This window comes from Psychrobacter sp. NPDC077938 (assembly GCF_044542635.1).
GTDB lineage: Bacteria > Pseudomonadota > Gammaproteobacteria > Pseudomonadales > Moraxellaceae > Psychrobacter.
On sequence record NZ_JBITUW010000004.1, the window covers coordinates 77849 to 96980 of the forward strand.

At 41.8% G+C, this 19132-nt stretch carries 17 protein-coding genes; 10 read left to right on the plus strand and 7 right to left on the minus strand.

The features are described from left to right. Positions 1-24: 24 nt before the first annotated feature. From ACIGBM_RS08245 to ACIGBM_RS08255, 3 genes are all read right to left on the minus strand, one after another. Entirely contained in the window at positions 25-840 is an 816-nt protein-coding gene (locus tag ACIGBM_RS08245; protein WP_397477405.1) for a 4'-phosphopantetheinyl transferase family protein, read from the minus strand. A gap of 202 nt (positions 841-1042) precedes the next feature. After that, on the minus strand, positions 1043-1561 hold the full coding sequence (pal, locus tag ACIGBM_RS08250) for a peptidoglycan-associated lipoprotein Pal (protein WP_397477406.1): 519 nt from the start codon (positions 1559-1561) through the stop codon (positions 1043-1045). Between the two features lie 141 nt (positions 1562-1702). After that, a complete protein-coding gene (locus ACIGBM_RS08255) occupies positions 1703-2311 on the minus strand; it encodes a DUF6231 family protein (RefSeq protein WP_397477407.1) in 609 nt (202 codons plus the stop codon). 416 nt (positions 2312-2727) lie between these two features. On the opposite strand from ACIGBM_RS08255, the gene pepN reads away from it, so the two are divergent. Continuing rightward, positions 2728-5328, plus strand: a complete 2601-nt coding sequence (gene pepN / locus ACIGBM_RS08260) for an aminopeptidase N (protein ID WP_397477560.1) — start codon at positions 2728-2730, stop codon at positions 5326-5328. A 234-nt stretch (positions 5329-5562) separates the two neighbouring features. Here the strand turns inward: pepN and ACIGBM_RS08265 are convergent, their stop codons facing one another. Continuing rightward, positions 5563-6645: a 3-deoxy-7-phosphoheptulonate synthase gene (locus ACIGBM_RS08265; protein ID WP_102078467.1), complete on the minus strand. Its 1083-nt coding sequence runs from the start codon at positions 6643-6645 to the stop codon at positions 5563-5565. Between the two features lie 429 nt (positions 6646-7074). Here ACIGBM_RS08265 and lpxB point away from each other — a divergent pair, with 429 nt between their 5' ends. From lpxB to ACIGBM_RS08280, 3 genes are all read left to right on the plus strand, one after another. Further along, positions 7075-8391 carry a lipid-A-disaccharide synthase gene (gene lpxB / locus ACIGBM_RS08270; protein WP_397477408.1) on the plus strand — a complete coding sequence of 439 codons (1317 nt, stop codon included), beginning with the start codon at positions 7075-7077 and terminating at the stop codon, positions 8389-8391. A 22-nt stretch (positions 8392-8413) separates the two neighbouring features. Continuing rightward, positions 8414-9292, plus strand: coding sequence for a ribonuclease HII (locus ACIGBM_RS08275; RefSeq protein ID WP_397477409.1), 879 nt, complete (start codon positions 8414-8416; stop codon positions 9290-9292). A 294-nt stretch (positions 9293-9586) separates the two neighbouring features. Continuing rightward, positions 9587-10840 carry a CAP domain-containing protein gene (locus ACIGBM_RS08280; RefSeq protein ID WP_397477410.1) on the plus strand — a complete coding sequence of 418 codons (1254 nt, stop codon included), beginning with the start codon at positions 9587-9589 and terminating at the stop codon, positions 10838-10840. Between the two features lie 136 nt (positions 10841-10976). Here ACIGBM_RS08280 and ACIGBM_RS08285 read toward each other — a convergent pair whose 3' ends face one another. Further along, entirely contained in the window at positions 10977-11642 is a 666-nt protein-coding gene (locus ACIGBM_RS08285) for a DUF924 family protein (protein WP_397477411.1), read from the minus strand. 99 nt (positions 11643-11741) lie between these two features. Between ACIGBM_RS08285 and ACIGBM_RS08290 the strand changes: the two genes are divergently transcribed. The 3 genes from ACIGBM_RS08290 (at position 11742) to ACIGBM_RS08300 (ending at position 15739) form a co-directional block, all read left to right on the plus strand. Then, entirely contained in the window at positions 11742-12983 is a 1242-nt protein-coding gene (locus ACIGBM_RS08290) for a carboxynorspermidine decarboxylase (RefSeq protein ID WP_397477412.1), read from the plus strand. A gap of 275 nt (positions 12984-13258) precedes the next feature. Next, complete coding sequence (locus ACIGBM_RS08295; protein ID WP_102091503.1) at positions 13259-14533, plus strand: saccharopine dehydrogenase family protein; 1275 nt, start codon at positions 13259-13261, stop codon at positions 14531-14533. A gap of 375 nt (positions 14534-14908) precedes the next feature. Then, the gene (locus tag ACIGBM_RS08300) at positions 14909-15739 is read left to right on the plus strand and encodes a DUF2971 domain-containing protein (protein ID WP_397477413.1); all 831 of its coding nucleotides are present in this window, start codon (positions 14909-14911) and stop codon (positions 15737-15739) included. A 156-nt stretch (positions 15740-15895) separates the two neighbouring features. On the opposite strand, the gene htpX is transcribed toward ACIGBM_RS08300, so the two are convergent. After that, entirely contained in the window at positions 15896-16810 is a 915-nt protein-coding gene (gene htpX / locus ACIGBM_RS08305; RefSeq protein WP_397477414.1) for a protease HtpX, read from the minus strand. Positions 16811-17031: 221 nt separating this feature from the next. On the opposite strand from htpX, the gene ACIGBM_RS08310 reads away from it, so the two are divergent. Further along, positions 17032-17364: a YnfA family protein gene (locus tag ACIGBM_RS08310; protein WP_397477415.1), complete on the plus strand. Its 333-nt coding sequence runs from the start codon at positions 17032-17034 to the stop codon at positions 17362-17364. 108 nt (positions 17365-17472) lie between these two features. Here ACIGBM_RS08310 and ACIGBM_RS08315 read toward each other — a convergent pair whose 3' ends face one another. Next, positions 17473-17595 (minus strand): hypothetical protein, encoded by a 123-nt coding sequence (locus ACIGBM_RS08315; protein WP_021815223.1) that lies wholly within the window; start codon positions 17593-17595, stop codon positions 17473-17475. 393 nt (positions 17596-17988) lie between these two features. On the opposite strand from ACIGBM_RS08315, the gene ACIGBM_RS08320 reads away from it, so the two are divergent. Further along, entirely contained in the window at positions 17989-18606 is a 618-nt protein-coding gene (locus ACIGBM_RS08320; RefSeq protein ID WP_397477416.1) for a 6-pyruvoyl trahydropterin synthase family protein, read from the plus strand. Continuing rightward, positions 18599-19129, plus strand: a complete 531-nt coding sequence (tsaE, locus tag ACIGBM_RS08325) for a tRNA (adenosine(37)-N6)-threonylcarbamoyltransferase complex ATPase subunit type 1 TsaE (protein ID WP_397477417.1) — start codon at positions 18599-18601, stop codon at positions 19127-19129. Before ACIGBM_RS08320 ends, tsaE begins: the two co-directional genes overlap by 8 nt. Positions 19130-19132: the final 3 nt, after the last annotated feature.

Here is a 19132-nt window from a genome sequence, read left to right on the forward strand (position 1 = left end):
CTAAAACTCGGGTTTGAACTTTGCTCAGAAAACGATGACAGTCTGTTGGGATTGTAATACGGCAATACGATAAACAGATTGGTAATCCGTATCCTCACTATCATTGAGTACAGAGGCAGAGTTAATCTCTTTACCATTCTCAATTAACCTAGGAATAAGGTGAGAGTAATCCATACCTAAGCCTTGAGCCAATGTGTATTGGTTAATTTTGATAAAGCTTTCTTTTATTTGCCATAACAGTTTGGCAGTGCGTTCTCGCTGATCTGTAGATAGCTCCTGTAAAATGGCTAACTCGCTCTCTGAGTAGAAACGCTTGACTACATGCCATGCAATATTATTGGTCTCTATATCGATACCAGCAGGACGCTGACGACTGATAACAACCGCTATTGTGCTGTGTAAATGCGTAAAATTTGTCTGATTCGATTCTGTAGTTTGCTTTGAACTACTAGCTCCTGTATGGCTAAAGCATACGTAATGTTGACTATTAACGAGCCGATAGGGAAAGCTTGACTCATCTAAGGTGTCATCTATTTCTAACTTCTTAAGCAGCTCTTGCAATAGTTGCCTGACGCCTTGTCGCTGCTGCTGACGCTGTTTACGTGCTAGAGCAGGTACTGAGTGTTTAGGCACTGCTGTCGCCACCTGATAGTACCAATTTAGGCTATCAAACTTGATAATGTCTTCATACGACGTATTACATGATGAAAACCATAATGATTTTTTCCACAAGCTTTCAGTGACTAAATGACTCACTGACTCGCTTACTTGAGCCGTCACACACCATGTCGTGGTGTCGAGTTGAGTGTACTGTATCTGGGTAAGCTTAGAAGTCAGCATATATTACTAGTCGTCAAAAACGATTATCATAGAATTGAGTAAGTCTGAACGCTATGTATTTGATACATAGATAGTCATACAATAGCTATATTTAAATAGTTTATATCTAATTAACCTACTAAAAATATCAAAAGCCCAGCAATATACTATTGCTGGGCTTTTATTAAATTATCGAACGCTATAAATAACGCTAAATCACAATTTAGTAAGACAGCTCAGCACGACGGTTTTGTGCATACGCGTCTTCAGTGTTACCAGCTGCTGCAGGGCGCTCTTCGCCATAGCTAATGACACGGATGTTGTTTGCAGTGACACCTTGAGCAGCAAGGTAGTTACGGGCAGCTTGTGCGCGTCGCTCACCTAGTGCCATGTTGTATTCACGGCTACCGCGCTCATCAGTGTGACCTGCGATAACGACAGTCGCTGCTGGGTTTGAATTTAGCAGGCTTACGTGTTGGTTAAGGACGCGCGCTGATTGAGCAGTAATTTCGCTGCTATCAAAGGCAAAGTAGACCACTGCTTGAATATTCTCAGCGCCAGTAATGACAGCGTTTGAGTTATCAACGATAACCGCACCATTGTAGCCAACTTGTCCACCTGGAATACCTAGCGGGGCAACGACAACTTCTGAGGTAGAACGCTTGGTCGCACAACCGGTGGTTAATGCAACGGCGCTTGACAGTACAGCAAGAACAGCGATCTTAGAAAAACTGATTGACATGACGAGCTCCTAAAATTTTAATTAAATTTGTTTTTTTAAACTGCTTCCGATAAAACTTAGGCAATCTCTATCTATAATATACTAAATGTTAATTTATGTAAGTATTTTTACTGTAAATTACGATAGATAAAATTGAGTGTATTACCAGCGGTGCTTGCCCCAGTTTTCAGGGTTGGCCCAGTAATCAGCATTGAGCCAATTTGGTAGTTGTTTGTAGTCATATAGATTAAATTGCCAAAGCGTCGCAGTAACGGTTGATGAGGTAATAGATTGAATATCATCAATATTTAGAGATGGCTCACTCAATATATCAAATGGCGTAAAGCCATAAGGTTTCAAATCTATCGAGCTGTCCAATGCAATAAGCAAATGCGCGGCATACAGGTCACGGTAGCGCATCAGTAGCGGCACATAGTGTTGAGTCAGCTCTTCTGACAAGGTAGGCAGCCAAAAGCAAGCAAGCTCATAACGATCAGGTACATGCTGTTTAGCAAGATCTGATAACGTTGATAATTTTTGTGCGTTCAGCTTCGCTTCAGTGTTCTTATTAGTAGATGTAGTATCGTCAAGTTGTGCTTGTAGTGCCAATAAATCCGCATGGTTATGTGTTACCCATAATGCTTCACTATTATCTTTGTTATGCTCAGGTGACTGTTCTGTCTGAGCCGTCAATGAGGGTAGTAGCGCGTCAACATACTCTATAAGCAAAGGTAGGGTAATGTCTGCGCGTTTCACCGTATTTTTTGTCATATAATAAGCCGTTAGTTAAATGATTGGTCATCAGTATGACTATTAAATCATTTTCAACGACATTATCCAATTGATAACGTATGTTTCATATTTAAATCATCTTGAACCGACGATATCTTACTATACATACTTGAAATTTAGCGATTTAGGTCAATCTAGCTATAAGCTTGATGAGAAAATCAATTTAGTATAAAAGTTAGCTTAATCATTGCAAAGCTTGTCTATGTGCTTAGCTGATTAGTTAGCCTAAAGATAAAGTCTTTCTTGACACTAGTGCCTTTTGCAAATAGCGAAATGATACTACTCATTATTATATTACTTATCCCTAGTAAAACTACCTTATAACCAAACCACCGATAATAATAGGACACCATATGTCTACTGCTGAAACTGATGCACAAATCATCAATCCTGAAATGCCAGATGTGCCGCCCCATGTGCCAAGCAAGATTAATCTAAAAGACTACATCAAACCAAGTTTTGATGTCGAGACAGTACATTTAGATATCAAACTGTTTGAAGACTACGCGCAGGTAGACAGTACGCTTGAGATGGTACGCCAAACGGCAGGGGATATTGTTTTATTTGGTGAGTCATTAGAGCTGCTAACGATTACGATGAATGGTAAGGCACTGAGCACTGAGGATTATCAGCAGGAAGCGGGTAAGCTGACGATTCATAATGCTCCTGAGCGAGCTACTTTAGATATTCAAGTGCGTATCTGCCCACAGACCAATACGGCGCTTGAAGGCTTATATATGGCCGGTAGCGGTGAGGACACGATGTTTGTGACTCAGTGCGAGCCAGAAGGTTTCCGTAAGATTACTTTTTATCCTGATCGCCCTGATGTGCTAGCGATATTTACCACGCGACTTGAAGCAGATAAGCGCTATCCGACGTTATTGGCCAATGGTAACTTAGTCGAAGCAGGCGAAGTGGCCGACGCTCCAGACCGTCATTATGCCATCTGGCACGATCCAACCAATAAGCCAAGCTATCTATTTGCCTGTGTGGTAGCCGATTTAGATGTATTGACAGATTCTTATACGACTAGCGAAGGTCGAGAAGTATTGCTTGAGTTGTATGCCAAGTCTGCTGATATCGATAAATGCGATGTCGGTATGCAAGCCCTAAAAGATGCCATGAAGTGGGATGAGGTCAATTATGGACGAGCCTACGATCTAGATCGTTACATGATTGTGGCGGTCAGCCAATTCAATATGGGTGCAATGGAAAATAAGGGTTTGAATATTTTTAACACTGCTTGTGTGTTATCTAGCCCTGAAACGACCACCGATGCCCGTAGTTTCAGCGTAAAAGCCATTATTGCTCATGAGTATTTTCATAACTGGACAGGTAACCGTATTACTTGCCGTGATTGGTTTCAGCTGTGCTTGAAAGAAGGCTTTACCGTTTACCGTGATCAGTCATTTTCAGCAGATCAGCAGTCAAGTGCGGTGCAGCGTATTGATGACGTGGCGACCTTGCGAGCCCATCAATTTAGCGAAGATGCAGGCCCATTAGCACATCCAGTACGTCCTGAGAGCTTTGTGGAGATTAATAATTTTTATACGACGACTGTCTATGAGAAAGGCGCTGAAATTGTGCGTATGATTGCCAATACGTTAGGGCCAGATGACTTCCGCAAAGGAACAGATGAGTATTTCCGTCGTTATGATGGACAAGCGGTAACGGTTGAGGACTTTTTATCAGCGCTGAGTATCACTGATGACAAAATCGAGAATTTTATTGATTGGTATCGTCAGCCAGGTACGCCAGTGGTATCGGGTTCTCAAACCTATGATAGCGCCGCACAGACGCTGACCATTACGTTGAATCAGCAAACACGCCATGTTAAAGGTTTTGATGCACCAAAACCATTGCCGATACCTGTAGCAACCGCCTTATTTGACAAAGACTCAGGCGCTATTGTTGCTGAGCGTATGTTATTGCTTGACGAAGCGACGCAAACGTTTGTCTTTGAGGACGTCGCGAGCGAGCCTGTCGTATCATTACTACGTGATTTTAGCGCGCCAGTACAGCTCAACTATGACTACCAAGATGCAGACTTAGCATTTTTGCTTAAGCATGAAACCAATGGATTTAACCGCTGGCAAGTTACTCAAATGCTGGTAAATCGTATTTTACTGCAAGGCCAAGGTACGAAGAGCAGCCCTGATGTATACCTAGAAGCATTAGCGCAGACACTGCCTGTCTTAGCAGCTGATGATGCGATGCTAGCGGCACGATTGCTTGATATTCCATCAGCGCAAGAGCTGGCTTCTGCTATTTCTAAAGACTACGATCCAGTGTTGGTTAAAGAGCAGCGTGATGGGCTATACAAGCAAGTGGCTGATAAGTTAAAAGGCCAATGGGCTGAGCTGTACAATAATCTGCCAATGCAGTCTTATGAGGATAGCGCTGAAGCTCGAGGCATTCGTGCGCTGCGTAATGTCGTACTCGATATGGCATTGACGGCGAATGTAGATGATGCAGCAGACTGGGCACAGCAGCAGTATGACAATGCGAGCTGTATGACTGAGCGCTTTGGTGCATTGAAGGCCATGGTCAATCATCAGCTGGTAGATGCAGATAAGTACTTAGCAGACTTCTATGATCGTTTCCAAGCAAATGATCTGGTTGTCGATTTGTGGTTCAGTGTCCAAGCTGCCGCTGACGATGTGACGCCTGATATGGTCAAGTCGCTACTGACGCACACGGACTTTGATTGGAATACGCCTAACCGTGTCCGTTCGGTCATCAGTGCTTTTAGCTCGCAGCCAATGGTATTATGGACGACAGAAGGTCTAGAGATGTATACAGGCGTGATTCAGAAATTAGATGATGCCAACCCTGTGTTAGCATCGCGCTTACTGCAAGTACTGGCTCGCTGGAATACGTTGGCTGAGCCACGTCGTCAGATGGCGCATGAGCAACTAACAGACTTGCGCAAGAACGTTTCATCTAAGCATGTGCTTGAAAGCTTAGAGAGCGTGTTAGGTGCTGCAAATAGTTAATTGAGAGCAGTGCAACATGTATCGAAGTGTAATATCAATTTTATGAAAATACTATTTCTAGAATAGGGTTAGCAATGACCAATTAATGAAACATGTATCGCTGTTGGTCATTGCTAATTAAGTTTTAGAATAGAGCGTTTCTTATAGAATCTTTATAAGTAAAAAGCCCCTTTCACATCAGTGCGAAAGGGGCTTTTTATTGTTTGCTCGACGATAAATTATCGCGGATAGCTATTAGCGATTTGGTAGCACATCTTTTACCATATCACGTAAGTCACGTAATGCTGTGACAGTGCTATCCCAATCTAGGCAACCATCGGTGATCGATTTGCCGTACTCAAGCTGGCTTAAATCCGCAGTCAATTTTTGATTGCCGCCTTTCAAGTGACTCTCAATCATCATACCGATAATTGATTTATTGCCATTTTGAATTTGTTCGGCAACATTTTTGATAACCATCGGTTGTAGGTAAGGGTCTTTACCTGAGTTAGCATGACTTGAGTCAATCATAATCTTGCTATTGGTTTTACCTTTTGCCAGCTCATTTTCAACTTGGGCTACCGCAGTTTCATCATAGTTAGGTTTACCGTTACCACCGCGAAGTACCACGTGCGCGTAAGGGTTACCTTTAGATTTGATGATAGAGACTTTACCATCTGACGATAGACCTAAGAAGCTATGACCTTCTTTAACCGCTTGCATGGCATTTACAGCAACTGTCATGCCGCCATCAGTACCGTTCTTAAAGCCAACTGGGCATGATAAACCAGAGCTCATTTCGCGATGCGTTTGGCTCTCAGTGGTACGTGCACCAATGGCTGACCAGCTGATTAGATCTTGTATGTACTGCGGTGTATTTGGATCAAGTGCTTCAGTCGCGCAAGGTAGACCCTTTTCATTCAGATCAAGTAGCAATTTACGAGCCGTGCGCAAGCCTTTTTCTATATCAAAGCTGTCATTCATGTCAGGGTCGTTGATCATGCCTTTCCAGCCAACCGTCGTACGAGGTTTTTCAAAATAAACACGCATGACCACAAATACACTGTCTTCGATTTCTTTTGCCAATACGGCTAAACGATCGGCATATTCGTGAGCGGCTTTGATATCGTGAATAGAGCAAGGGCCAATGACCACAAACAAACGCTTGTCTTTACCATCCAAGATATCTTGAATAGTATTACGACCTTTTAGTACGGTGTTATACGCGTCGTCTGACAGAGGCAGCTCGGCTTTTAGCTCGGCGGGGGTAATCAAAGGAATAAATTTTTCAATATTCACGTCGTCAATATCTGCATTATGGGTAACTGATGTTGTCATGGTTATATATCGTCTAGCTGATTTATAGGAACATTCATTATGCGGACAAAAGTGTTGGTTGACAAGGGTAGTCGAGCAGTTAATTGACTGATAACTGGAATGAGAAAACTAAAACTTAGTTATACTTATAGAGACTTAGCGTGATATTTGATGTTCTAAATGCACGTTTAGCATTTGGTTTTTCTATCTATTAATAAGAGTTGATTGAGTTTTTGGTGCATAACGCTCAGATTTTATGCGTGAATTTCGCTATTTGTATCATCGTCAAGTATGATAGCAACATTAGCGATGGGTGGCCCAAACTGTGGCATTAAAACAGTACGGATGAGTACTCATATTATTCATAAAGCCATATCGCTGATTTATTACGTTATATTTTATAATAACGGTTTATTTTATTTTGTGTATTCCTAATATCGAGAGCTTGTCATGACAGATTCTGCTACGTCTCATCACCATACTGACCTCATTCATCAAGCCGAGACGGATTATCAAGTAGCAAATATAAATGCTACACCGCTAGTGATAGGCATCGTCGCAGGTGAGGTATCTGGTGACAGCTTAGGCGCAGATTTTATGCGGCAGATGAATAATCTACGTGATGATATTGTCTGGGTAGGCGTAGGCGGTACGAAAATGCAAGCGCAAGGGCTACAGAGTATTTTCCCGTTAGAGCGCTTGGCAGTGATGGGTCTGGTTGAGGTCATGTCGCAGCTACCAGATTTGCTTAAAGCGCGCCGCGAGCTACTGAACGCATTTAAGGCTGCCAGTATTGATTGGTTCGTCGGTATTGATGCGCCTGATTTTAATTTGCGAGTATCCAAAAAACTAAAGCCCCAAGGCGTGTTCTGTGTGCAGTACGTTAGTCCTTCTATTTGGGCGTGGCGCGAGTCGCGTATCCATAATATTAAAGCGGCGACCAATTTGGTGCTATGCCTATTCCCGTTTGAGTTACCAGTTTATGAGCGACATAACCATCCGGCTATCTGTGTGGGCCATCCATTACTACGAACCATTGATCAGAATCTGATCGATACGCCAATCAACCAACGTCGCAGTGAGCTCGTTTGGGACAATGATGGGCTGCAGCAGTTCTTCATCGAACGCTTCGATGATGTGAGTCAGCTTATTTGTGTGATGCCAGGCTCTAGGCGCGGTGAAATTACAGCTATTCTGCCATTGATGCTTGATGGCATCCAAAAGTTAATCCTATTAGATCCTAAGCTATGCTTTATTATTCCAACGGTCGATCAAAACCATCAATATATCGTGCAAGAGGTAATCGACCAACGCTCAGAGCAGCTGCGTGCAGCAATTGTGGTGGTCTACGATGATACCCAGCCAGAATTTAGCCAACATGCCATGGCGGCGTCAGATATCGTGATGCTAGCATCTGGGACAGCAACGCTGGAGGCAATGCTGCTTGAACGGCCGATGGTAGTGGTCTATCAATTAAATCAGCTGACTTACCAAATTGCCAAGCGTCTGGTAAAAGTACCATATGTGGCATTGCCTAATATATTGGCTAATGCGCCAATCGTACCTGAGCTTATTCAAGAGCAAGCGAGCGGTGATAATATTTGCCGCACCGTGATGCGATTGCTGCAACCACGCGCTTATGCCGAGCAATTACACGACTTACTAGTGACAAAGCAGTCGCTACAACAGCAAAGTAACCATGAGCCTGCAAACAGCGTGATTGAACAGTGGTTTATCCAAAATACCAATACCGTCAATCCTAATTAAACGAGAAAGTCCTCCTAATATTATGCATATCAACCAACATACAGAAAGCTCAGTTCAAATAATTGACATCAATATTGAGCACATTGATGTCAAAGGACAATATATTCAGTTAGCAGCGCCCATACGTTTATATGGGCAATTGAATACCGCTGAGTTGCTTACTCAATATCTCAGTTATGGTAACCAAGGGACAGATCAGTCAATACTACAAATCGGCGTTGATGAAGCAGGACGTGGGCCATTACTAGGCAGCGTCAATATTGCCGCGGCAATATTACCTGCGATTTGGTCAGGATTGATTGAGGAACAACCGCTCAAAGACACGCCGTTGTCGATACTGACAGACTCCAAACAACTGAGTGAAAAAAAGCGCGATATCCTTTATCCATTGGTTCAGCAGCATGCTATCGGTTATATCATCGCTGATATACCAGCAGCAGTGATCGACCAAGTGAACATCTTGCAAGCAACGATGCTTGGTATGCGCTTATGTACTGAATCATTGCTAGAAGTGATTTTTGAAACATTCTCGACTACTGGAAATGTTAAAAACACGTCGCTCAATCAATTAAAGATCGAAGCGCTATTTGATGGAAATCGTTGCCCTGATTTGAACTATGATAGTTTTAAAAAGTTAGAGGTAGCGCCATCTGCGATTGATTGTCAAGCATGGGTAAAAGGCGATGCACGCCATACTAGTATTGCAGCGGCCAGTATATTGGCAAAAGTAAGTCGTGATGAATCGATGTATGCACTCGATACTCAATATCCGGAATACAGTATTGCCAAACACAAAGGATATCCAACGCGCGCGCACATCGAAGCAATCGAAAAATATGGTGTCTTGCCAACGCATAGACGTAGTTTTGCACCAGTGAGAAAAGCGCTAGAAATACAGTGATTATAAACAAGTGACTGTATAGCGGATACAAAAGAATCGTACTGCATAGATGATATCTTTGCCTTAATAATAGCCTAAGCATAGTGTTGATTTATAGTCCTAAAAAGAAACCTGTTACTTGCGATCAGCGAGTAGCAGGTTTTTTTACAAAATAATGAGCAAAAGTTCATAACTTGTAATACAATAGACATTATATTGAAATAAAACACTGTTAAATCAATCACTAACTACCCTGTAACTGATTTTGACTCTCATTGCTTTTCACAAACAGGTTATTATTTTATAGGATGAGCGATGACCTCTTATACTTCTCAGAAAAATCTTGCGGCAGTGCTATTTTTAACCATATTTCTCAGCGCTTGCGGCGGAGGCGGTGATTCTGACAGCAGTTCTACATCTGCTAATACACCAGACAATTCCCAAAACGATGAAACAGCCCAGCCAACAACGTCGGAACCTATTATTTCCGCTCCGATTATAGCGACACCAACTGAACAAGGTGACGAGCCAAGCGATGGTACTCCTAACGTTGATGGCAGTGGGTCAGCTGATAATAATGTACAAGCAGCATTAAGTGCGAATAATCAGTTTAGTTTGGCAAGAACTAGTTGTGGTCTAAATGGTCTATCCGTTGATACAGAACTAGATGATATTGCTATTCAGCACGCAAATTATATTAAACATGTATTTGCCAATAGCTCGCCGACCAGCTTTAACGCGCATTTTGAAAATGAAATCAGTGATATTGCTAGTGTGACAGGTTCTAATAATCCTTTTTTCAGTGGGTTAGATATGGCAGATCGATTGATCAATGCAGACTATGGCAACTCTCAATATGGTGTCACTGAAAACATTGCCCAGTCTGTCTATTACAGTTCGGCAGGCAATTTTTTGAGTACAGAAGCCGTGGCAAGTTCTATGGCAAAGTCGTTGTTGTCAGCGCCTTATCATCTACGCTCTTTAATGTTGCCAACCTCAGGCGTAGTAGGAACAGGAATGGTTACCTATACGCCTAGTGGTAAAAATGCTGCTAACAACAAAGGCTATGTTTTGGTAAGCAATGCTGCAGGAACAAAAACCACGACAAATAAAACGCTTGAAGGTGTTTTTACGTACCCATGTCAAGATGTGACGGGGACAGTCACTGCACTTTATAACGAAACCCCAAATCCAGTCAGAGGCTCTGGGCGCAATTTGCGTACTGATCCTATCGGACAGCCGGTTTATATCAACATGCCATCCGCTGATAAAGTTAAAGTGAGTAACGTTAAATTCCGAGATGTGCAGCGTAATATAGATTTGCCGATTCAACTGCTTGATTCTGACAATGATCCGTACAAAGGTACGAATTATGCATTGCCAGCGAATGAAGCATTTATTTTGCCATTAACGGATGCGCTCAAGAGCTGTGAATCAGGTAGTAATAAAGGTGGTAATTGTGGACTTTATGGTAATAGCGAATATAAGGTCAGCTTTGATATTTTGATTGACGATAAAGTATTAGAGCAGCAGTCATTTACGTTTACTACTGGTAAGGTAAATTACTAACAAGTATTTAATACTCTCTAAATATTTGTCGTAAAAAATAAGGTCTGAACCAGTGATATGATTCAGACCTTCCTTTTATGTGATAATTTTTTGTGTAATAACTTTAATTATCTTCGTGCAATACTAGGAATGTGGCCTAAAACGATGAATTAGGCTGTTTTAAAAAGTTTTTTTCATCTTCGGTTGAGTCGCGCTTTAGTACCTCGTTGCGATGTGGGTATCGCCCGAATTGATCGATGATTTGTTTGTGACGATGTTCAAAATCTAATGTGTTTGCATCATCTAATTGTTCAAATAGCGGTAGATAACGCTTATGAATCATGGCCGATTCAGAGTGCATAAACGGTATGATAATAAACCTACGCCATTGCATCGGTAGAGTATCAAAATAAGGTTGTTGAATGGCTTCTTGGGCGAGTGCTAACGCCATACCGTCTTGCGCAAATGCACTTGCTTGTCCGCGACATAAATTGCGTGAAAACTGATCCAGCACAATAATTTCTGCCAAGCGTCCTGCCAATGCCGTTATTGAGCTATTACCATCTAATGAAGACTCTGCGATACGCCAAGTGACACATTCGCCTTGCTTTGCTGCATGCCAAATGTCGCCAAACTTATCTTGTATCTGCTTATCAAAACGATCGTTTCGTTCAAACCAGTAAGCTTCATTGTTTTTATCAAACCAAAAATCCAACACGGCACGCGCATCAGGATCTAGATAAGTCAAATCTATGTTTTTCGGATCCAATTGTGATGAATGGGATCGACTGGCTGAGGTGGAATAATCGGTTGAGAGTGCCATAAGATATTCTAATTATGATGAATTTAGTCTACTATAGCGCAAATATTTATATCTGTCTGTCAAGATAGCAACAGCAGAGTGTCTATTAGGTAATCTATTATGAATGCAAAAAATCTAGAGAATTCTATCAACGCGACATTGCCACTAACGCCTTACTACGTGCTTGATGAAGCGGCCATCGTCGCCAATATGAAAATCATCGCAAGACTATGTGAGCTGTCTGGTGCAAAAGCATTGTTAGCACTAAAATGCTTTGCCACATGGGGTGTTTTTGATGTAATGCAGCCTTATCTTCATGGTACGACTTCGTCTTCACTTAACGAAGTCAGATTGGGCTATGAGACCTTTGGTAATAACGATGATGCCAGTAGCCAAGATAAAAAAGAAACGCATGCTTATAGCGTCGCCTATAGTGCAGACGAAATCCCTGAAGTACTGAATTATGCGGATAAAATAATTTTTAACTCAATCTCACAGCTCAACGCTTTTAAATCGCAAGCCGCCGTGCAAAATATACCCGTAGGTCTACGACTCAATCCAAAGACCAGCAACTCATCTTTTTTGATCGCTGATCCTGCCCGTCCATTTAGCCGTCTTGGTGAGCATGATAAAGATAAAATCGCAGCGGTACTTGGTGATATCACTGGCGTTATGATTCACAACAATTGCGAGAATGACAGTTTTGAAGCCTTTAGCGAAAGTCTGGCAGATATTGAAAACAGATTTGGCGATATCCTTGAGCAATTAGAGTGGGTAAGCTTAGGCGGCGGTATCCACTTTATCGCGCCTGATTATCCATTAGAGAAGCTAGCTGCACGTTTGAAAGCCTTTAGCGAAAACTATGGCGTGCAAGTGTATCTTGAGCCAGGTGAGGCAAGTATCCATGGTGCAGGTACGTTGGTGACTACTGTGCTAGATACCATGCATAACGAAAAAAACCTAGCAGTCGTTGATGCTTCTATTGAAGCGCATATGCTTGATTTACTGATTTATCGTGAGTCAGCACCGATTGCTGCGATCAATAATACTGCTATCAATATTGCACCTACTGGTAATCCAGCAGAAGCTGCACCGTCTGAAGCAAATGCCGAATCGGCAGACCATACCATTATTTATGGTCGTTCTTGTTTGGCAGGTGATATCTTTGGTGAATATGCATTACCGAGTAATCTTCAGATAGGCGATCAGATTGCCTTTGGTAATGCTGCTGGTTATACGATGGTTAAGAAAAACTGGTTCAATGGTGTCAACATGCCAGCGATAGTCATCCGCCGATTAGATGGCAGTATCGATATCCAGCGTGAGTTTGATTATCAAGATTATAAAGCCAGCTTGTCTTAACGCGATATTTTCAAGACTTTTCTACATTAGAAAACAAAGGCTTAGTCTTAATAATGGGTGATTTTAAGGTATCTGCTATTGATACATTATTTTTTACCGATAAGGGAATAAAAATTGTTATAATCGCGTCGGGCAAATAATGGAGTATTATTTGCCCGACGGGTGCGTGGGTTTTCCTCGGTCTTCCTTTTTAATTCACGCATATCATTCACTCGTTTCTGTTTTGCATAGCCGCTATCAATGGTATCGACAGGGACACAAAGGAGGATTGTTCATTGAACACAAACCAACAAGCTAAGCCCAACAAAAAAGACGTACTGATCATCGGAGCAGGCGGTGTCGCTCAAGTGGTCGCGCATAAATGTGCGATGCACAATGATGTACTGGGTGAGATTCATATCGCCTCACGTACAAAAGACAAATGCGATGCCATCGCCCAAAGTGTAAAAGAAAAAGACAGCTTTAAGCAGGCTGCGGTCTTGCATACGCATCAAGTCGATGCGATGGATAGCCAAGCACTCGTGCAGCTGATACAAGACACTGGAATACAAATAGTCATCAATGTTGGTTCGGCATTTATCAATATGACCGTACTAGAAGCCTGCATTGAGACAGGTACTGCCTACATAGATACGGCTATTCATGAAGATCCACGTAAGATTTGTGAGACACCGCCGTGGTACAACAACTATGAGTGGCAACGTAAAGAGCGCTGTGCAGACAACAATGTTACGGCCATTTTAGGTGCAGGATTTGATCCCGGTATGGTCAATGCCTACGCGCGTCTTGGCTATGACATGATGGATGCAGGATCTGTGACGGATATCGATATTATTGATATCAATGCGGGCAGCCATGGCAAATACTTTGCGACCAACTTTGACCCAGAGATTAACTTCCGTGAGTTCACCGGTACGGTTTACTCTTGGCAAGACAGCAAGTGGCAGTCTAACAAAATGTTTGAAGTCAAACGTACGGACGATTTGCCAGTTGTGGGTGTACAAAACAGCTATCTAAGCGGTCATGATGAAGTGCATTCATTGTCAGCCAATCTAGATGTACCAAACATTCGCTTTTGGATGGGCTTTGGTGAGCACTACATCAATGTCTTCACTGTCCTACAGAGCTTAGGTTTATTGTCTGAGCAGCCAGTAATGACTGCTGAAGGTCAAGAAGTTGTACCACTAAAAGTCGTTAAAGCAGTACTACCAGATCCAAGCTCACTTGCACCGAACTATACAGGCAAGACCTGTATCGGTGATAAAGTTAAAGGCAAGATTAATGGTGTTGAGACTGAAGTGTTTATCTATAACGTCTCAGATCATAAAGATGCTTACAATGAAGTTGGTAGCCAAGGTATCTCGTATACCGCAGGCGTGCCACCCGTTGCTGCTGCGATACTAGTCGCGACTGGCGAATGGGATGCAGGCAAGATGGTCAACGTCGAAGAGCTAGATGCTAAGCCATTTATCAATCTATTAAATAAGATTGGTCTGCCAACGCGTATCAAAGATAGCGAAGGTGATAGAGCGCTTGAGTTTGATATTTAATTAGCGAGTTTGATTTAGAAAAGCCTGTCTACTAGAGACAGGCTTTTTTACGTCTGGGTTTTTACTGTAATTTGATGAAGAAGTAGGAGGGGTTCTGCTAACCATTATTGTCTACCAATTTGCTAGGGCAGCAGCTAATATCGAGACAGATTGCTGCTATTAGGCCACCCTTACTCGGCAAATCTTTACAACCTAGCAGCTACTGCCAGGGCTAGCGGTGTCATCGCGTTCTTGTTACTATCTATTACGTTTATATATGCTTTCTTGGTGCGCTTGGCGGACTACGGCTACTCTTATCTGTTCTAATATTATTATGGAGAATCTATAAAAGTGAGCACTCTTTATCACTACACTAGTTTGCAGGGCTTGATTGGTATGATTACTGGTAAATCTATTTGGGCCAGTCATTGCGAGTTTTTAAACGATTCCAGTGAGTTCATCCATGCATTATCTTTTGCAAAGAATTACTCAAGTCATATTTACATGGAAGATGACTATCTTGCAGGATTTGGATGGGTTATAAGAGACTCTCTAGAAAATATGATTAAGCATAAGGTGTTTGTATCTAGCTTCAGTGAGAAGAACGATCTCTTAAGCCAATGGCGAGGTTACTGCCCTCAAGGTGCGGGTGTTTCAATAGGTTTTGATCAAAAGTTGTTAAAAGAATACTGTGAAGAAAACGGCTTCAAACTAGAGCAGTGTATATATAATGAGGAAGATCAAAAAAAGATGATTCTGGATGCGACTAACGAATGCCTAAATCAATTTCCGAAGCGAGCTTTAATGCGTAGTGAGTACAATGAACTTTCATCCAAAGAAAAAGTAGAATTTGATTTTCCTCAACGTAAAAATGTTCTAAGTGGAGAAAGTAAGTTAAGAACAGAAAAGGCGTTAAGTAACCTATGTGAAAAAATCAATGACTGCGCACCATTAATTAAGCATTCTAGTTTCTATGAAGAGTCAGAATGGCGCTTAGTCTCTAGAAATCCTTCCAGAAATATTGAGTACCGAGTATCAAAGTCTCATATTGTGCCGTTTTTAGTATTACCTGTAATTAAAGAGTATCCAGACATAATAAAACAAATTTGTATTGGCCCTAATCCTAATTCTCATAGATGTTTAAAATCTATAGAGCAACTATTAATGAATGAAGGTATGGAAGGAGTTGATATTAGCGTATCAAAAATACCTTTTAATAGTTGGTGATACAACTTAGTAGGGTACGTTCTAAGTACCATTTAAGTCTAACAACTATATCAGACCTAAATTCTTCAAACCGCAATTTTGACTGTGTTAAACCAAAATTTATAAATATCCCATTCAATCTAAAGATTATGTCTGCAATATTTGAAGATTTTTCTATTATGCTTCATTAGGATTATAATTTCTCAACGCTGCAATACGGTCATCAAGCGTAGGGTGTGAGCGGAATAGATTGGCAATACTAAAGCCTTGAGTTTGTCCTGATGAGATCGCAAACGCTTTCATACTCTCAGGCATTTGATCTGGTCGCTGTGCAGAAGGACGCAATGCGTCAAGCGCACTGATCATTTTTTCGCGGCTGGCAAGTTTTGCGCCCATTTGATCCGCACGAAACTCACGTAAGCGTGAGAACCACATCACGATGGCAGACGCCAAAAACCCAAGCAAGATATCCATCATAATACTGGTGATAAAGTACCCAATACCTGGACGATCACTGGTATTTTTAAACACAGTACGGTCAACGAAACTACCAACAATACGTGCAAAGAACATCACAAACGCGTTGACCACGCCTTGAATGAGGGCGAGGGTTACCATATCACCGTTCGCCACATGGCCAATCTCATGTGCCAATACGGCTTCGACTTCATCTTGATTCATACTTTGTAGTAGACCAGACGAAACCGCTACCAGTGCTTTATTTTTATTCCAACCAGTCGCAAAGGCATTTGGCTGCGAATTATTAAAAATACCAACCTCAGGCATACCGATATTTACGGCTCGTGCTTGTTTGGCGACTGTATCAACTAACCATTGCTCAGTAGCGGTGCATGGCGATTCTATGACTACCGTACCAGTGGATCTTTTAGCCATCCACTTTGATATAAATAGCGACACTATCGAGCCGACCATACCGTAGATACCACACATAATGGCAAGGCTAATATAATTAAGCCCGCCTGCAGTATGTACACCACCGATTCCAAAAAACCTCGATAAAATACCAAACACAATGCTAAATACCACAATCACTGCTAAGTTGGTTAATAAAAATAATCCAATACGCATCATGATGCTAACTTCCTATTGACAATGTCGGTATGGCCTCGATAGATGGTTATCTAAGAGGTTTGTTTGTTATGATAGATTTTACTGTGATTTTGACTGTAATGTTAGACAAAATAGCCTTTTATAAGAGGTGACAGAGATAGAGTGATTATTTTGGGGAATGCCGTACAATACCTGACTGGTTTTATCGGGTTAGAAGAGTATTAGACGAGGAGTAGTGATTTTTGACAGAATTAAAGACGGTTGGGCTATTTGCGCTTACTGCATTGGCTGAGATTACAGGATGTTATCTGCCTTATCTATGGCTGCGAGAAGGCAAGTCAATCTGGCTACTGATACCTGGTGCGCTGAGTTTGGTCGCATTTGTTTGGCTGCTGTCATTACATCCGACTGCTGCAGGCAGGGTTTATGCTGCATATGGTGGTGTTTATATATGTATGGCGATTTTATGGTTGTGGACGGTCAATGGTATAAGGCCAACTATGTGGGACATAGTGGGTTCGATAGTTGCACTATTAGGAATGGCGATTATTATGTTTGCGCCGCGCGGAGCTTAATAAAAACCTAAGCTTAATTAAAGACAGTGCTTAGCTAAAAGTCAATGACGAACCAAAAAAATACCAATCAAACGGTTAGGTCAGATTGGCATATTGATGTATTTATTATTAATGTTTGCCTAAGATGCTACCGTTGTCGTCTTTCTTGGCTTGTTTGGCAGCTTTCTTTTCTTTAGCAGTCAAAAGGGGCTTTTTCTTAACGTTCTTCTTGCTGTCTTGACCTTTGCTCATCATCGTTTCCTTTTTTACAGCACACTACTCATTACGCCAAGTTAAGCGAATTCAAGACAGTGTGAATACAGCTAACATAGCTGTTTATTGAATAGAGTATAGGCTTAAGCTTTAGTAATAGATAGCGCTTGCACAATTCGTCTACGATTCAAGTATCATTCAAATCGTTTATGGTTTTCGCTAAGTGTTCTCTGCGCAGAATGACGAGAAACTCCAATACGGTTAGTCCTAATCTATCAATTGATTCGTTCAATCAATCATTGTATTAATAAGTGCTTACTTACGGATACATGGCGATTTGCTATAATGAACCATAAACCGATTCATAAACGCGGCAAACTCTTATTTATTAACATTTAGCACCATAGTGCTTACTGTTTTGGTCAAATTATTATGCGTATTCGTAAACTGTTCAAATTTGAAAATGCTCACATCGTTCGTAACTGTAGTTCTGAGCGTTGTAAGCACTCGATTCATGGCCACAGCTATCAGATTGAGCTGATCCTTGAGGCCACTCGTTTAGACCATGGGCAAATGGTTTATGATTTTGGTTTGCTAAAATCTTCCATCAAAGACATTATTGATAGCTTTGATCATGCCATTTGTTTTTGGAACAAAGATGATCCTGAATATGTCGCAGCGTGTAAGAAATTTAGCGCACGTTGGATCAGCCTACCAGTTTCGCCATCGGCAGAGCAGTTTTCACGAGTGATATTTTTTTGGGCACAAGAAATACTACGTCAGACACAAATGCAAAACGGTGAAGCAGATGTCAGTGTGTACTCAGTAATTGCTCACGAGACGGCGACAGGGTATGCGCAGTGTTTTGCCGACGATGTTGCAAACGATCAAATGGGTAAACTAGTTCTAGAAGATTTTGAATTCAGTGAGCAGGTTCGTGCTGAGTGGACTGACTCTGAGCTATATGCCAAGCTGATACGCGGTGAAAGCTTTACCAATCCAATTGTAACCATGCAGGTACAGACAGAGCAGGTTCAGTCTGATGTATGATAGTCAATCTATAGAAAATAGCAAATACTTAAAGACTCTGATACTCAATTCTGAGCAAGACACTCAATCATTGGCTGAGCAGTTAGCGACACTGCCGCTGACAGGTAGCGTGTGGCTGGCAGGTGACTTGGGCGCTGGTAAAACGACACTAACGCGTTATTGGTTACAAGCGCTTGGTCATACAGGTGCAGTGAAAAGTCCAACTTATACCTTGGTTGAGCCCTACAGTATTCAACGAAATGATGGTTCGATCAAGCCAGTTTATCATGCAGATTTATATCGTCTGCAAGATCCAGAAGAACTGTCTTTTATTGGATTTGACGAGTATCTCGATGAGCCTGAAGCGTTAGTTATTATTGAATGGGCTAGCCGCGCTGATAGCTATCTTCCGCCGCCTACGTTATTCATCGATATGACTCAAAGTGTAAGCGATGATAACGACACTGAAGCTCGCCAAGTGCAGTTGAGGTTGTCAAAGGCAGGTCAAGCGCAGGGTTTAGATCTATCGCAACTTATCATCTAAACG

Excerpts from the sequence above, each read along its gene's own strand:
- ACIGBM_RS08245 (WP_397477405.1), bottom strand. The coding sequence starts at position 840 with ATGCTGACTTCTAAGCTTACCCAGATACAGTACACTCAACTCGACACC.
- pal (WP_397477406.1), bottom strand. The coding sequence starts at position 1,561 with ATGTCAATCAGTTTTTCTAAGATCGCTGTTCTTGCTGTACTGTCAAGC.
- ACIGBM_RS08255 (WP_397477407.1), bottom strand. The coding sequence starts at position 2,311 with ATGACAAAAAATACGGTGAAACGCGCAGACATTACCCTACCTTTGCTT.
- pepN (WP_397477560.1), top strand. The coding sequence starts at position 2,728 with ATGCCAGATGTGCCGCCCCATGTGCCAAGCAAGATTAATCTAAAAGAC.
- ACIGBM_RS08265 (WP_102078467.1), bottom strand. The coding sequence starts at position 6,645 with ATGACAACATCAGTTACCCATAATGCAGATATTGACGACGTGAATATT.
- lpxB (WP_397477408.1), top strand. The coding sequence starts at position 7,075 with ATGACAGATTCTGCTACGTCTCATCACCATACTGACCTCATTCATCAA.
- ACIGBM_RS08275 (WP_397477409.1), top strand. The coding sequence starts at position 8,414 with ATGCATATCAACCAACATACAGAAAGCTCAGTTCAAATAATTGACATC.
- ACIGBM_RS08280 (WP_397477410.1), top strand. The coding sequence starts at position 9,587 with ATGACCTCTTATACTTCTCAGAAAAATCTTGCGGCAGTGCTATTTTTA.
- ACIGBM_RS08285 (WP_397477411.1), bottom strand. The coding sequence starts at position 11,642 with ATGGCACTCTCAACCGATTATTCCACCTCAGCCAGTCGATCCCATTCA.
- ACIGBM_RS08290 (WP_397477412.1), top strand. The coding sequence starts at position 11,742 with ATGAATGCAAAAAATCTAGAGAATTCTATCAACGCGACATTGCCACTA.
- ACIGBM_RS08300 (WP_397477413.1), top strand. The coding sequence starts at position 14,909 with ATGATTACTGGTAAATCTATTTGGGCCAGTCATTGCGAGTTTTTAAAC.
- htpX (WP_397477414.1), bottom strand. The coding sequence starts at position 16,810 with ATGATGCGTATTGGATTATTTTTATTAACCAACTTAGCAGTGATTGTG.
- ACIGBM_RS08315 (WP_021815223.1), bottom strand. The coding sequence starts at position 17,595 with ATGAGCAAAGGTCAAGACAGCAAGAAGAACGTTAAGAAAAAGCCCCTT.
- ACIGBM_RS08320 (WP_397477416.1), top strand. The coding sequence starts at position 17,989 with ATGCGTATTCGTAAACTGTTCAAATTTGAAAATGCTCACATCGTTCGT.
- tsaE (WP_397477417.1), top strand. The coding sequence starts at position 18,599 with ATGTATGATAGTCAATCTATAGAAAATAGCAAATACTTAAAGACTCTG.